This is a genomic window from Providencia sp. wls1943 (assembly GCF_009706275.1).
Classification (GTDB): Bacteria; Pseudomonadota; Gammaproteobacteria; order Enterobacterales; family Enterobacteriaceae; genus Providencia; species Providencia zhijiangensis.
In genome coordinates this window covers 134,454-148,781 of the sequence record NZ_WLTU01000017.1, presented here as the reverse complement: position 1 = coordinate 148,781, position 14,328 = coordinate 134,454, and the positions used below count along the sequence as shown (strand labels likewise).

Below are 14,328 nucleotides of genomic sequence, written 5' to 3'. Positions count from 1 at the left end.
ATTAAAATTTAAGGGCATCGTAATGAAAAAAGTTAATAATAAAATTATGTGTTCTGTGTTTTTAAATGTTAATAAAAAATAAAGTCATGAAAAAACTCATCACGGTATCTTTATTGTTGCTGAATCCATTAATTGCTCTCTCTGAAGAGGCTGTGGACTTCAATATTAATATATTGAACGCAGAAGATAGAGAAAATATTAATTTGGCAGTTTTTTCACAAGATCTTTATATTGTTCCTGGCATTTACCCCTTTAAACTAAGTATAAATAACGCGTATATACCTGAGCAGAAAATAACTGTTGTGAGTTATGAAGAAAAATCACAAGCGTGTTTAACGGATGAAATTGTCGAGAAATTTGACTTAAATTCAGAAGCTGAAAGTGTATTACAGTGGAATACTATTGATGGCTTAGAGTGTTTAGATATTGTTAGCTTAGAAGGAATATCAGTAACACCTAATTTATCAACCGGAACATTAATTATTAATATTCCTAAAAGCTACCAGGAATATTCAGCCAACGACTGGGAATCAGCATCTCGTTGGGAAGATGGCATTAAAGGTATTATTTTTGACTATAATCTGACCTCACAATATAACCGTAGTTTAGGTGATAACAAATCGAACAATACTTTTTTCCTTTCAGGATTAGGGGCCGTCGGCGCTAACTTTGATAGCTGGCGTTTACGAGGTTTTTGGCAAGGTTCATATAACCATGCGCAGAATAGTCGAGTTGATGATGCTCACGAGATTAAATGGACCAATATTTATGCTTATCGAGCTATTCGCAGCTTAAAATCGAAATTAACCCTCGGTGAGGATTTTCTGCAAACAGATTTGTTTGATAGCTTCAAGTTTATTGGGGTTTCATTACGTTCTGACGACAATATGTTGCCACCAAGCTTACGTTCATATGCGCCAGAGGTAACGGGTTTTGCAGAAACGAACGCGGTAGTCAAAATTAGCCAAGATGGACGCGTTATTTACGAAAGTTTAGTTCCTGCGGGTCCATTTAGAATTCAAAATTTAAATAGCGGTATTTCAGGGACGTTACAAGTCAGAGTTGAAGAGAGCGACGGGCGTGTTTCGGAGTTTGAAGTTGAAGCTGGGAATATTCCTTTTTTATCTCGCCCAGGTTCTGTGCGCTATAAAGTGAGTGCGGGTAGACCAACAGATATGGATCGTCATGTCATGGGAGATGCTTTCACGCAAAGCGAGGTTTCATGGGGTATTAGCAATGGTTGGTCAGTTTTTGGTGGTGCGCTAAATAGTAGTCGATTTAACTCTTTTGCTGCTGGTGTTGGACGTGATTTATTTCGATTTGGTGCAATTTCGTTCTCATTCAATCATTCAATCGCCGCACTGATAGATGGGCCGACCTTAAAAGGCAAAGCATTTAAAGTCGATTATTATAAAAGTTTCGAAGGAAGTAATAGTCAAATTCAATTATCCGCTTACCGTTTTATGGATCGTGAATTTATGACGATGAGTGACTTCCTCACTTATAATGACCAAAAAGATATTATGTATGCAGGACACAATAAAGGCTCTTATTCTGCATCACTAAGTAAAAACTTTACTGATTGGCGTTCATCCATAAATTTAAATTACACGCACCAAACCTATTGGAACCGCCCAAATAGTTATCGCTATAACATGACGTTCTCGAAGTATTTTGATACTAGCAAGTTTCATAATATCGGTCTGTCTATCAATATGTTTAATAGCAAAATGCAGGGTTATCAAGATAATGGAGTTTATATCAGCCTTTCAGTTCCATTAGCATCAGGAACTTATGTCAATTATTCAACGTATAACGGTAAGAATGATAATACGAATAAAGTGACAATGAATGAGCGTCTTGAAAATAAAGATAACCTTTCACTTTCTGTCGGTAATAATCGACATAGCGGGATATTTAGTAGTTATTATAGCCACAAAGGTAATATGAATGACTTTAATACCAGCTATAACTATATAAGTAATAACTCTATGTCATTGTCTGCGAATGTTCAAGGTGGCATGACATTGACGGGGTACGGAATAGGCATGCACCCAGTTACATCAACGGGTGGAACGCGAGTTTTTGTTGATACAAATGGCGTTAAAGATGTTCCTGTCAAATATAATGGTACACATTTACGCTCAAGTGGTTCTGGAAAAGTCGTTGTTCCTGATATTAATAGCTACTATAAGACAGACGTTGTTGTTGATATTAATAAATTACCTAAGAATGTTGAGATTGCGGATTCCGTAACACAAACCACACTCACTGAAGGTGCAATAGGTTATCGTAGTTTTGATGTTATTTCTGGGATCAAAATGATGGTGACGTTGAGATTACAAGATGGAAGTTACCCACCATTTGCTGCGGATATTAAAAATAATTCAGGCAAGACAACAGGTATTGTGGGTGACCAAGGTGAAGCTTACATCGGTGGAATAAGACCGGGTGAGACAATGAAAGTATTATGGCAAGGTTCTGAATGTACGATTACATTCCCACAAAATATTGAAGAGCACAATATTTACGACAAACTGCTCTTACCATGTAATTAATTAATAATAATCTTAAAAGAAGGCTAATGTTTATGATGAAAAAATTATCCGTATTATTACTTAGCTGCTTCGTGACCGCGAATGCTTATTCTGCAATTTCAATGGACAGAACGCGTATTATTTATAATGGCGATAGCAACTCTGTTTCATTAACGGTAAGTAATAAAAATAACCAACTGCCTTATTTGGCACAAGGTTGGTTTCAAGATGAAAAAGGCGAAAAGTTAACCTCTTATTTTACGATTTTACCGCCAATCCAAAGAATTAATGCGGGGCAAACAAGCCAATTGCGTATTGAAGCTTTACCAGACATAGTGAAATTACCTCAAGATAGAGAAAGTTTATTTTTCTTTAATTTAAGAGAAATTCCACCTACAAGTAAAAAATCTAACGTACTGCAAATTGCATTACAAACACGCGTGAAGTTGTTCTATCGTCCAGCTTCTTTAGCGGTTGATTCCACTCAAATGAAAAATGCGCCGTGGCAGAATAAATTAGTGTTAGTCAAAAAAGATGGCGCTATTTATGCCAAAAACCCAACGGCTTACTACGTGGTATTAAACAACATTAGAAAAAGTGCTAACTCAGAGAAAGCAAAAAGCTTTGTTGCTGTAGACGTTGCGCCATTTGCTGAGCAAAAACTGTCAATTACCGCAGATCAATTAGGTTCATCGCCAGTGATTAACTATATCAATGACTACGGCGGTCAGGTTGATGTTCCGTTTGTCTGTTCTGCAACAGAGTGTCACGCGCAAGCGGCTAACTAATCCCATAAGCAAATGAGAGAAATGGATAAATCGAATGTTTAAATTTAAGAACCTGTTTTGTCTTAGTTTACTGTTTTTTTTATCTGTGACTGCATTTGCGGATGGGAAGTTTGTGACCGTCAGAGTGAATGTTTTATCTGGCGGATGTGTATTGAATGATAACGAAGATATCTATGTGGATTTTGGCGATGACATTGTTATTGGGCAAATTGAGTCAGGTAAATACACAGAGGAAATTCCTTATAGTTTAAGTTGTGATTCGCGATTTGATGAGCTGTATATTGCTTTTGAAGGCGTTAAAGGGGAAACCTCAAACAGCCTGAAAGTCGCGGATACACCGGGTTTGAATATCAAACTGTATATTGATAACAAACCTATGGATATCGGTTCTCAATATGAGATTGATAACATCCAATATTTGCCTTCTTTAACCGCAGAACTGGCACTGGCTAATGGGATAAGACCTGTTGGGGGTGAATTTTCTACTGCTGCAACACTCACTGTAGGATATCATTAAGGTATTATCTTATGAAAAAGCTCTTGTTATCATTCGTTTTATTTCTGGCATACGCAAGTACCGCACAGGCTGTCAAAGTGAACTTTAGAGGAAATTTGATAGAGGGTACGCCATGTGTCATCAATAATAATCGCCCGATTGAGGTGGATTTTGGTGATGACTTAGTGGTTTCGTTAGTGCCAACTAAAGATGGTACAAAATATATAGAAGATATCGATTTTGAGTGGGAATGTGACAACATCTCTTCAGGAACGGATGTCGTTTTTAGTTTTGAAGGCTCCCGCTCTTCCTTTGATAATGATTTGCTGAGAATCAATGAGCAAAAAGATATCGCTCTACAAATTTATTATGATTCAAACACATTAAGAGTGAACGATACGTTTGTATACACCTATGAATCGGACTATAGAACGCCTGATCTGAAGGCGGCATTAGTAAAAAATAGCTCAAGTTCTGCTCGTGTCGACCCGGGCGAATTTACCGCTAGCGCAACATTAACGGTTGCTTATCCATGAAGATAATCTTCTTTACTCTATTACTTTATTTCTCTGGGAATGCGTTCGCGGATGAGGTGAATTTTTCTGGAGTATTGAGGCACGCCATTCCTTGTATCGTCAATGGTGGCGAGGAGCTTGTGGTGCCATTTCATGAGGTCAATGATAAAGACCTTTATCGTCAAAGAGATATCTCCGAAGTCTTTGAAATTACACTCTCTGAGTGCGAATTTTTACCTGATTTTTCATTTTCGATGTCATTTACGGGGATCAGTAACCCGAAAATTAAAGGCTCGTTACGAATTGATGGTGACCCCGGTGATCTGGGTTATGCCATCGTGTTAAGTAGCGATAATGGCAATGTGGATATTAATAGCCAATACCCTATCGTTGGAATGAATGGCAATAAATTCCCTAGCGTGATCCCACTTAAAGCTTCCATTTTGGGGGAAGAAGACGCAATCAAAAATAAAAGTATTAAACTCGGGGATTTTAGCGCCACCACTACTTTTAATATCTATTACGAATAACTCGGTTGTTAAGGATATTATGAAAAAACTTATTCTTATCTGTTTGTTAGCGATATCGTCCTTTCAATTTGCGCGGGCTGAATTTGCGGCGCAAGGTGAGCTTGTTACTGACCATGGCGCATGGATGGATACGCGATATATTTTACGTGGAGATTTACAGCACGATAATCGCCCGATGGCTGTTCAAACGACAGGTAGTTGCCCTTGCGATATAGAGTTAGGATCATGGGGAACCTATGCAGATGGTGGGTATGGTGCAGGTAGCTCACACATTGTTAACTTTGATACTCACTCAGTGAGATTAAGAGAACGAAGTTCATGGGATGAAAGCCCAGTTACGTTCAGTGAAGTGGCTAGAGCATTAGAAAAAGATAACGTTTTAAATAGGCAAATTCCGGGACGTTGGCAGTTTTATCCGAGAAGGCCTGGAGTTGGATATTGCTTCAATTTAGGTATTTTGTATCGACAAAAAATGCAGCGTGAGCAAACCGCAGATAACCCAATAATTCTTTGTTCACCGTTAGACCCTGCTATTACTAACTGTGATATTGAAGGTCCAGACTATATCGACCACGGCACATTATCCAATAGCTCGATGAATGGTCATACAGTGAGAGAAAACTTTACGATCAGCTGCACAAATCCAACGGATGTTAAAATTTCTGCTGTCGCAGGATTAGATAACGATAACTTCATTTTTATGGCTGATGGGCTAGAGTCTGAAATTAAAGTCAATGGTGCGCCATCAACTGTACTTTCGGTAGATTCGTTTGTGAAACAAACTTTTGATGTTTCCAGCACATTAAGAAAAACCAAAGATCTCGCTCCGGATGAGTATTCAGGTATTTTCCTGTTATCGGTTGAGCTCCCTTAGTATTCAAGCATAAAAGACAATGGCAGGGTTTTGGTCAATACATCGAGACTAAAACTCTGCCATTTTTTGATCTGAACTCAGGTTATTTATACGTAGAAGCGCGAGAATAGAGCCTTAGTCACCAGAGGGCATTTGAGTGAAAAACGGCATACAGTTACGTATCAAAGGAAAGGTTCAAGGGGTTGGATTCCGACCTTATGTTTGGCAACTCGCCCATCAATGTGCCTTGAACGGAGACGTCTGTAATGATGGCGAAGGTGTACTGGTTCGCCTACTAGAGACTGCGGATATTCCTTTATTTACCCAACTTTTATACCAACATTGCCCACCGCTTGCACATATTGAGTCTATTCAATCCCAGCCTTTTCAATGGGATGAGTTACCAGAAAAATTCACGATTCGCCACAGTGGCGCAGGACGCATGGATACTCAAGTTATTCCCGATGCTGCAACTTGCAAAGCCTGCCGCGACGAACTGTTTGACCCTGCGAACCGTCGCTATCATTACCCATTTGCAAACTGCACCCATTGCGGTCCCCGTTTTACGATTATTCGTCAAATGCCCTATGACCGACCCAATACCTCAATGGCGGCATTTCCTTTATGCCCTGAATGTCAGCAAGAATATGAAAACCCAGCAGACAGACGTTTTCATGCTCAGCCAAATGCTTGTGCAGCTTGTGGTCCAGAAATCCAACTGTGTGACAAGAATGGCAAGATTCTAGCGGTTCACCATCAAGCCTTAGAACAAACGGCAGCGGATTTATTGAATGGCAAAATTGCTGCTATTAAAGGGCTTGGCGGTTTTCATCTTGCTTGTGATGCCACTCATTTCCATGCAGTTGAACAATTACGTCAACGCAAACACCGTCCCAGCAAACCTCTGGCGGTAATGATCCCGTCCATCGACTGGCTAAAAGCTCAAGGGGTTGATGTTACTGAAGGTTTACGTGCGTTACTTGACAGTGCGGCGGCGCCGATAGTGCTTATTCACGGATGGGAAAATAGCGTATTAAGCGAAAATATTGCGCCACATCTACGAGAAGTCGGGGTGATGCTACCTTCCAATCCGCTGCAACATTTGCTGATGGCGCAGGTGAATAAGCCATTAGTGATGACTTCTGGGAATGCATCGGGCAAACCCCCCGTACTCGCGGAACAAGCGGCTTTCACGGATTTAGCGAATATCGCAGATATTTGGCTGATGCATAATCGCGATATTGTTCAACGGGCGGATGACTCTTTAGTGCGTTACCATGCCGGAAAAGCGGAAATGTTACGCCGAGCCCGAGGTTATGTGCCAGATGCCATTGGCCTTCCGGCGGGCTTTGAAAACTCACCGTCTATTTTGGCGCTAGGTGCGGATTTAAAAAATACCTTTTGTCTTCTTAGAGATAAAAGCGCGGTGATGAGCCAGCATTTAGGTGACTTAGACGATATCGATATTTACCAACAATATCAGCAATCCATTGCACTGTTTGAGTCGATTTATCGATTTAAACCTGAATATTTAGTCGGGGATATGCACCCCAACTATGTGAGCCACCGTTACGGTAATTCGTTAAGTGAGCAGCTGAATATCCCGATGATCCACGTTCAGCATCATCATGCCCATATTGCGGCGGTGATGGTGGAACATGGTATCCCGTTAGGTAATGAAAAAGTGATTGGTTTGGCACTGGATGGTCTCGGTTTCGGTGATGATAAGCGGCTGTGGGGCGGTGAGTGCTTACTTGTCGATTATGCCTCTAGCCAACACCTTGGCGGATTACCACCAGTTGCTATGCCGGGTGGGGATTTAGCGTCTCGCCAACCATGGCGTAATTTATTGGCTCATCTAGAAAAATTTGTGCCTGATTGGCAAGCGAAGCCCATTGCTTCGGAGCTTGCTCCTTTTGCTTATCCACTATTACAAAAAGCGATTGCTAAAAAGCTTAACTGTCCAAGCGCTTCGTCGGCCGGACGATTATTTGATGCTGTCGCAGCTGCGTTAGGGATCTGCCCTGCGCAAACCAGTTGGGAAGGCGAGGGTGCTTGTCAGCTAGAAGCGTTAGCATTGCAAAGCTCAGTTCAGCAGCATCCTGTCACAATGCCGGTGGTGGGTAATCAATTGGATCTAACCACTTTCTGGCATGAATGGCTGGCTTATGGTGCACCGAGAGCTGAACGTGCCCATGCTTTTCATCAAGCATTAGCGCAAGGATTTGCAGATTTAGCATTGCAACAAGCGAAATTGCACAACATTCAACACGTGGTGCTGTCTGGTGGTGTTCTGCACAACCAATTATTACGTCATTTACTAATAGAGAAATTGCAGCCTCTTGAGGTATTGCATGCTCGTCAATTACCGATGGGAGATGGTGGACTTGCATTGGGGCAAGTTGCGATCGCTGCCGCAATATTGAAGAAAAATAACCAAGAATAATAGTCAGGCTTTATTTGTTTTAATTAGATATATATTAATAAATACATTTATCTTTATTTATTTTTGATATTCATTCGTATTTAATTTAATTGATATTAATTCTTATTTGTTTTCACCATAATGGTCATTATTGGAATAATTCGTTACTCGAAATTCGGTTAATTATACTTGTCTATAAAACCTTACGAGTGGTTTTTATTTTAACATCATGATATGGCAACGTTTTGTTATCGTTTTTAACATTTTAACTCTCATTTTTTTAAATAAATTGAAAACAGCATGAAAAGTTAAATAATCTTTTAACTCGTCACTGAATCGATTTTTCTATCATAAATTTAAAAAAGACCAAATTTCTTATTGGCTCTTGATGAAGATCAAGTGATTAAAAAGCGGTAGGACTAGGATCTCATTTATATTTACACATCAGGTAATTCTAATAAGGCCTCAGCTTATTAGGTGTAATTGGTGAAGCGATTTTGAATACAAATAATACCTAAATTCTTATTCACATTTCTAATATGTGGGGGATTTTATTTATTTTTTGAATGCAAAATCGTAAAGAAAAATAGCCTAATAAATAGGCTCTAAGCCACTCATAATAGGAAATAGAAATGGCAGGAGATAACTCTATTCTTTCTCCCCATGGCATTAATCGCCGTGACTTTATGAAGTTGTGTACAGCGCTTGCTGCGACAATGGGGTTAAGTGGAAAAGCCGCCGCTCAAATGGCTGATGCGGTGAGTGATCCAGAACGTCCACCCGTCATTTGGATTGGTGCTCAAGAGTGTACAGGATGCACAGAATCGTTGCTGTGTGCGACTCACCCAACCCTAGAAAATTTAATTCTCGATACCATTTCTCTCGAATATCACGAAGTTCTCTCTGCGGCTTTTGGTGAGCAAGTTGAAGAGAACAAGCATAATGCTATTGAAAAATATAAAGGTAAGTATGTTTTAGTGGTCGATGGTTCGATTCCACTGAAAGATGATGGCATCTACTGCATGGTGGCCGGAAAACCTATCGTTGAGCATATCCGAATGGCTGCTGAAGGTGCGGCTGCGATTATTGCTATCGGATCTTGCGCTTCTTGGGGCGGGGTTGCGGCAGCTGGGGATAACCCTACCGGCGCGGTTGGCTTAAATGAAGTTATCAAAGATAAAACCGTTATCAATATTCCAGGTTGTCCGCCAAACCCACATAACTTCTTAGCAACAGTTGCCCATCTGATCACCTATAACCGTCCACCAGCATTGGATAGCAAAAATCGTCCAATGTTCGCGTACGGTCGATTAATTCATGAACACTGTGAACGCCGTCCACACTTTGATGCGGGGCGCTTCGCAAAAGAGTTCGGTGATGCTGGTCACCGTGAAGGTTGGTGTTTATACCATTTAGGCTGTAAAGGGCCAGAAACTTACGGCAATTGTTCAACCTTGCAATTTTGCGACGTTGGCGGCGTGTGGCCAGTGGCTATCGGGCATCCATGCTACGGCTGTAATGAAGAAAATGTGGGCTTCCACAAAGGTATCCACCAATTAGCGAATGTGGAAAACCAAACACCACGTTCCGAAAAACCGGATTTGAATAACAAAGAAGGTGGACAAGTTTCTGCAACTGCCGTGGGCTTAATCGGTGGTGTGGTCGGTTTGGTGGCGGGTGTCAGTGTGATGGCTGTACGTGAGTTAGGGCGTCAAAAGCGTCAAAATGATACCAACTCACGGGGAGAATAACCGTGGATAGACGAAATTTCCTTAAGCTCTCAGCAGGGGGAGCGCTGCTTGCAAGCACCACTTCACCGAGCTTGGCGGGAGCGGAAAATAGACCGCCAATTCCGAATGCGTTGGGTATGTTGTATGACTCGACACTCTGTGTCGGTTGTCAGGCGTGCGTCACCAAGTGTCAGGATATTAACCATCCTGAGCGCAATCCTGTTGGGCCTCAAACATGGTCAAACAATGACAAACTGACGCCATACACCAACAACGTGATTCAAGTTTGGAGCGATGGCTCAGGCTTACATAAAGATCAGGAAAAAGACGGTTACGCCTACATTAAAAAACAGTGTATGCATTGTGTTGATCCTAACTGCGTCTCTGTTTGCCCTGTTTCTGCGCTCACCAAAGATCCGAAAACAGGCATCGTGCATTACGACCCAGATATCTGTACGGGTTGTCGTTATTGCATGGTGGGCTGTCCATTCAACATTCCTAAATATGCTTATGACGACAAATTTGGTGCAATTCATAAATGTGAACTGTGTAACCAAAAAGGCGTAGAGCGCTTAGATAAAGGCGGTTTACCGGGTTGTGTTGAAGTGTGCCCAACGGGAGCTGTGATTTTTGGTACCCGTGAAGAGCTTCTCGCTGAAGCGAAAAAACGTTTATCCCTGAAAGTGGGCGAAGAGTACGGCTTCCCTCGCCAAACAGTCCATCACAATGATCCAAATGTGATGCCAGCACCAAAATACCAGCAGCATATTTACGGTGAATTGGAAGGCGGTGGTACTCAGGTCATGGTGCTTTCTGGCGTGCCATATCAAAATCTGGGACTGCCAGAGTTAGACGAACTGGCAACGGGTGCACGTTCTGAGAATGTTCAGCACACCTTGTATAAAGGCATGGTTTTGCCTCTCGCGGCATTAGCGGGACTGAGTTTCTTAGTGTATCGCAATACCAAGAATCATGATTCTCATGACGATAAGTCTCATGACCATAAAACGCATGATGACCAAAATCATGACGACCAAAATCATAAGGACAAGGGGGACGACGCTAATGGCAACGCATGATAAAGAGCAGCCGCTAGGTGGGCGTTTAGTCAGTTGGCCAGTGATTGTCTTCGGACCGTTTGTCATCTTGTGCCTGATTTTGATTGTAAAACGTTTAGTCTTTGGGCTGGGTTCAGTTTCTGATCTGAACGGTGGATACCCATGGGGGATCTGGATTGCCTTCGACTTACTGATTGGTACTGGTTTTGCTTGTGGTGGATGGGCACTAGCGTGGGCGGTGTATGTCTTTAACCGCGGTGAATATCATCCGTTAGTGCGTCCTGCACTGCTGGCAAGTCTGTTTGGTTATTCTCTCGGTGGTTTGTCCATCACCATCGACGTGGGTCGCTACTGGAACCTGCCTTATTTCTATATTCCAGGATACTTTAATACTAACTCCGTGCTGTTTGAAACCGCGGTGTGTATGACTATCTACATCGGTGTGATGGCGCTGGAGTTTGCCCCTGCAATTTGTGAACGTTTTAATTGGAAAGTGTCATTAAAACGCCTGAATAAAGTGATGTTTTTCATCATCGCATTGGGCGCGTTACTGCCAATGATGCACCAATCTTCCATGGGTTCACTGATGATTGCTGCAGGGCACAAGGTTCATCCGATTTGGCAAAGCTATGAAATGTTGCCGTTATTATCGCTACTGACCGCCTTCATTATGGGGTTCTCCATTGTGATTTTTGAAGGCTCCTTATTGCAGTCAGCGTTAAAAGGGCAAGGGGCTGATGAACGGCCTCTGTTTGTTAAGTTAACCAATATCCTTCAAGTATTCTTAGTACTGTTCTTGGTTTGCCGTTTCGGCGAACTGATTTACCGCGGCAAGATGCACTATGTGATGGCGATGGATTTCTACGCCATGATGTTCTGGATTGAGACTGCATTAATGGTGATCCCGCTGATTATCTTCCGTATGCCATCTCTGCGTACTGACTCAAGATGGTTATATATCAGTGGATTAAGCATGTTACTGGGTTCTGCGCTATGGCGTATGAGCTACTCACTGATCGCCTTCAATCCTGGCGGTGGATATGACTATTTCCCAACCGCAGAAGAGATATTAATTTCCATCGGTTTTGTGGCCATCGAGGTGTGCGCATACATCTTGTTAGTTCGCCTACTGCCGATTATTCCAGCAATAAAAAAATCTAATTCAAATCCTTCTCAGGCCCGAGGTAAAGCATGAGCCAACGTATAACTATCGACCCGGTAACTCGTATCGAAGGTCACTTACGCATTGATTGCGAAATCGAAGATGGAAAAGTCACTAAAGCGTGGGCATCCGGCACCATGTGGCGTGGTATGGAAGAGATCGTAAAAGGGAAAGATGCCCGCGATGCATGGATGATCATGCAGCGTATTTGTGGGGTATGTACTACGGTTCACGGGATCATTTCTGTGCGTACTATTGAAAGCGCACTAAATCTTGAAGTGCCTGTTAACGCACAATATATCCGTAATATGATTTTGGCGGCGCACACTATCCAAGACCACATTGTGCACTTCTATCAATTATCTGCGCTGGACTGGGTAGATATTACTTCAGCACTGAAAGCTGACCCAAACAAAGCGGCGAATATGCTCAAAGGGGTCTCAACATGGTCGCTAAACAGCCCTGAAGAGTTCACCCGCGTTCAAAACAAAATTAAAGATCTAGTTGCCAGTGGTCAGTTAGGTATTTTTGCCAACGGCTATTGGGGTCACCCAGCGATGAAATTGTCGCCTGAAGTGAACTTAATTGCGGTGGCTCATTACCTGCAAGCATTGGAATGCCAGCGTGATGCTAACCGCATCGTGGCTCTGCTGGGTGGTAAAACACCGCATATTCAAAACTTAGCGGTGGGCGGTGTTGCTAACCCAATCAACCTTGATGGTCTTGGGGTGCTTAACCTTGAGCGCTTAATGTACGTGAAATCCTTTATTGACCGTTTAGGGGATTTTATCGAGCAAGTATACAAAATCGACGCGGCGGTGATTGCATCGGGTTATCCAGAATGGTTAGAAATGGGTAAAGGTGCCAAACACTATATGTGTGTGCCTGAAATGCCAATGGACAACAAAAATGGCAGCTTCTTGCTACCGGGTGGTTATCTGGAAAATGGGGATTTCAGTACTTATCGCCCAATCACTAGCCACACTGACGAATACCTGATTAACGGTATTAAAGAGAGCAGCAAGCACGCTTGGTACAAAGATAATGAGCCGCAAGCCCCTTGGGAAGGTACCACTATTCCTGACTACACTGGCTGGGAAGATGACGGTAAATACTCTTGGGTTAAAGCGCCAACTTTCTATGATAAAACCGTGGAAGTGGGCCCATTAGCTGACTTGCTATGCAAACTGGCAGCGAAACATGAACCAACTGAAAAACACTTTAATGATGTCGTCGGTTTATATCAAACCTTAACGGGTAACACGATCACCAAAGACCAACTCGAATCAACATTAGGTCGCATTATCGGTCGTACTGTTCGTTGCTGCGTATTAAACGAAACCCTGTCGATTCAATGGCAAGCACTGGTAGATAACATTGGTAAAGGCGATCACACCACTTTTATCAAGCCAAACTTCCCACAAGATACGGTGATCAAAGGGGTTGGCTTCGGTGAAGTCCCTCGCGGCCTGTTATCCCACTGGGTTGTCGTAAAAGACGGTAAAATCGAAAACTATCAAGCCGTTGTTCCATCCACATGGAACTCAGGCCCACGTAATTTCAATGATGAGCCGGGTCCTTATGAGCAAGCGCTTGTGGGAACTACGGTGGCTGACCCATCTAAACCATTGGAAGTCGTCAGAACGATCCATTCCTTCGACCCATGCATGTCTTGTGCTGTGCATATCGTCGATACAGAAGGCTCCGAAGTGACCAAGGTGAAGGTGCTGTAATGCGTATATTAGTCTTAGGTGTTGGTAATATTTTGCTGAGTGATGAAGGCATCGGCGTGCGCATTGTTGAAGCACTCGAAGAACGTTATCACTTACCAGAATGTGTTGAGGTATTGGATGGTGGAACGGCAGGTATGGAGCTGATTGGCGCCATGGCGGATCGTGACCATCTGATTATTGCGGATGTAGTGCTGTCGAGTCAGCAGCCTGGCAGCATTTTAGTTCTGCGCGATGCTGAAGTACCCGCGCTGTTTACCCGTAAAATCTCACCCCATCAGTTAGGGCTTTCCGATGTGTTATCGGCGTTGCACCTAACCGATGAGTTTCCAAAGCGTCTGACACTGGTGGGGATTGTGCCTGAATCGCTAGAACCGAATATCGGTTTAACGGCGACGGGGCAAGCTGCATTAGAGCCTGCACTGCAAAAAGTGATCGAAGTGCTACGTAGTGAAGGGTTAGAGATTATCGCAAAAGAAGAGTGTCTCCATGCCTAATGAATCC

The 14,328-nt window shown here is 42.6% G+C and carries 12 protein-coding genes; all 12 read left to right on the top strand.

Annotated features, from left to right (window positions below; genetic code table 11):
- Positions 1-86 precede the first annotated feature (86 nt).
- Positions 87-2,558: a fimbria/pilus outer membrane usher protein gene (locus tag GKR48_RS08155; protein ID WP_154627714.1), complete on the top strand. Its 2,472-nt coding sequence runs from the start codon at positions 87-89 to the stop codon at positions 2,556-2,558.
- Between the two features lie 26 nt (positions 2,559-2,584).
- Positions 2,585-3,325 (top strand): fimbria/pilus periplasmic chaperone, encoded by a 741-nt coding sequence (locus GKR48_RS08150; RefSeq protein WP_154627713.1) that lies wholly within the window; start codon positions 2,585-2,587, stop codon positions 3,323-3,325.
- A 34-nt stretch (positions 3,326-3,359) separates the two neighbouring features.
- Entirely contained in the window at positions 3,360-3,842 is a 483-nt protein-coding gene (locus tag GKR48_RS08145) for a fimbrial protein (protein WP_154627712.1), read from the top strand.
- 11 nt (positions 3,843-3,853) lie between these two features.
- Positions 3,854-4,357, top strand: a complete 504-nt coding sequence (locus GKR48_RS08140) for a fimbrial protein (RefSeq protein ID WP_154627711.1) — start codon at positions 3,854-3,856, stop codon at positions 4,355-4,357.
- A complete protein-coding gene (locus GKR48_RS08135; protein WP_154627710.1) occupies positions 4,354-4,866 on the top strand; it encodes a fimbrial protein in 513 nt (170 codons plus the stop codon). Before GKR48_RS08140 ends, GKR48_RS08135 begins: the two co-directional genes overlap by 4 nt.
- A 19-nt stretch (positions 4,867-4,885) precedes the next feature.
- A complete protein-coding gene (locus GKR48_RS08130) occupies positions 4,886-5,740 on the top strand; it encodes an MrpH family fimbial adhesin (RefSeq protein WP_154627709.1) in 855 nt (284 codons plus the stop codon).
- A 136-nt stretch (positions 5,741-5,876) separates the two neighbouring features.
- Entirely contained in the window at positions 5,877-8,165 is a 2,289-nt protein-coding gene (gene hypF, locus GKR48_RS08125) for a carbamoyltransferase HypF (RefSeq protein WP_336431133.1), read from the top strand.
- A gap of 611 nt (positions 8,166-8,776) precedes the next feature.
- Entirely contained in the window at positions 8,777-9,895 is a 1,119-nt protein-coding gene (hybO, locus tag GKR48_RS08120; protein ID WP_036956217.1) for a hydrogenase 2 small subunit, read from the top strand.
- Positions 9,896-9,897: 2 nt separating this feature from the next.
- Positions 9,898-10,953, top strand: coding sequence for a hydrogenase 2 operon protein HybA (gene hybA / locus GKR48_RS08115; RefSeq protein WP_336431132.1), 1,056 nt, complete (start codon positions 9,898-9,900; stop codon positions 10,951-10,953).
- A complete protein-coding gene (hybB, locus tag GKR48_RS08110; RefSeq protein WP_154627708.1) occupies positions 10,940-12,127 on the top strand; it encodes a Ni/Fe-hydrogenase cytochrome b subunit in 1,188 nt (395 codons plus the stop codon). The genes hybA and hybB overlap by 14 nt, the downstream gene beginning before the upstream one ends.
- The gene (gene hybC, locus GKR48_RS08105; RefSeq protein WP_154627707.1) at positions 12,124-13,827 is read left to right on the top strand and encodes a hydrogenase 2 large subunit; all 1,704 of its coding nucleotides are present in this window, start codon (positions 12,124-12,126) and stop codon (positions 13,825-13,827) included. The genes hybB and hybC overlap by 4 nt, the downstream gene beginning before the upstream one ends.
- Positions 13,827-14,321, top strand: coding sequence for a HyaD/HybD family hydrogenase maturation endopeptidase (locus tag GKR48_RS08100; RefSeq protein ID WP_154627706.1), 495 nt, complete (start codon positions 13,827-13,829; stop codon positions 14,319-14,321). The genes hybC and GKR48_RS08100 overlap by 1 nt, the downstream gene beginning before the upstream one ends.
- Positions 14,322-14,328 lie beyond the last annotated feature (7 nt).

Coding starts and splice junctions, on each gene's coding strand:
- GKR48_RS08155 (WP_154627714.1), top strand. CDS start 87: ATGAAAAAACTCATCACGGTATCTTTATTGTTGCTGAATCCATTAATT.
- GKR48_RS08150 (WP_154627713.1), top strand. CDS start 2,585: ATGTTTATGATGAAAAAATTATCCGTATTATTACTTAGCTGCTTCGTG.
- GKR48_RS08145 (WP_154627712.1), top strand. CDS start 3,360: ATGTTTAAATTTAAGAACCTGTTTTGTCTTAGTTTACTGTTTTTTTTA.
- GKR48_RS08140 (WP_154627711.1), top strand. CDS start 3,854: ATGAAAAAGCTCTTGTTATCATTCGTTTTATTTCTGGCATACGCAAGT.
- GKR48_RS08135 (WP_154627710.1), top strand. CDS start 4,354: ATGAAGATAATCTTCTTTACTCTATTACTTTATTTCTCTGGGAATGCG.
- GKR48_RS08130 (WP_154627709.1), top strand. CDS start 4,886: ATGAAAAAACTTATTCTTATCTGTTTGTTAGCGATATCGTCCTTTCAA.
- hybO (WP_036956217.1), top strand. CDS start 8,777: ATGGCAGGAGATAACTCTATTCTTTCTCCCCATGGCATTAATCGCCGT.
- hybB (WP_154627708.1), top strand. CDS start 10,940: ATGGCAACGCATGATAAAGAGCAGCCGCTAGGTGGGCGTTTAGTCAGT.
- hybC (WP_154627707.1), top strand. CDS start 12,124: ATGAGCCAACGTATAACTATCGACCCGGTAACTCGTATCGAAGGTCAC.
- GKR48_RS08100 (WP_154627706.1), top strand. CDS start 13,827: ATGCGTATATTAGTCTTAGGTGTTGGTAATATTTTGCTGAGTGATGAA.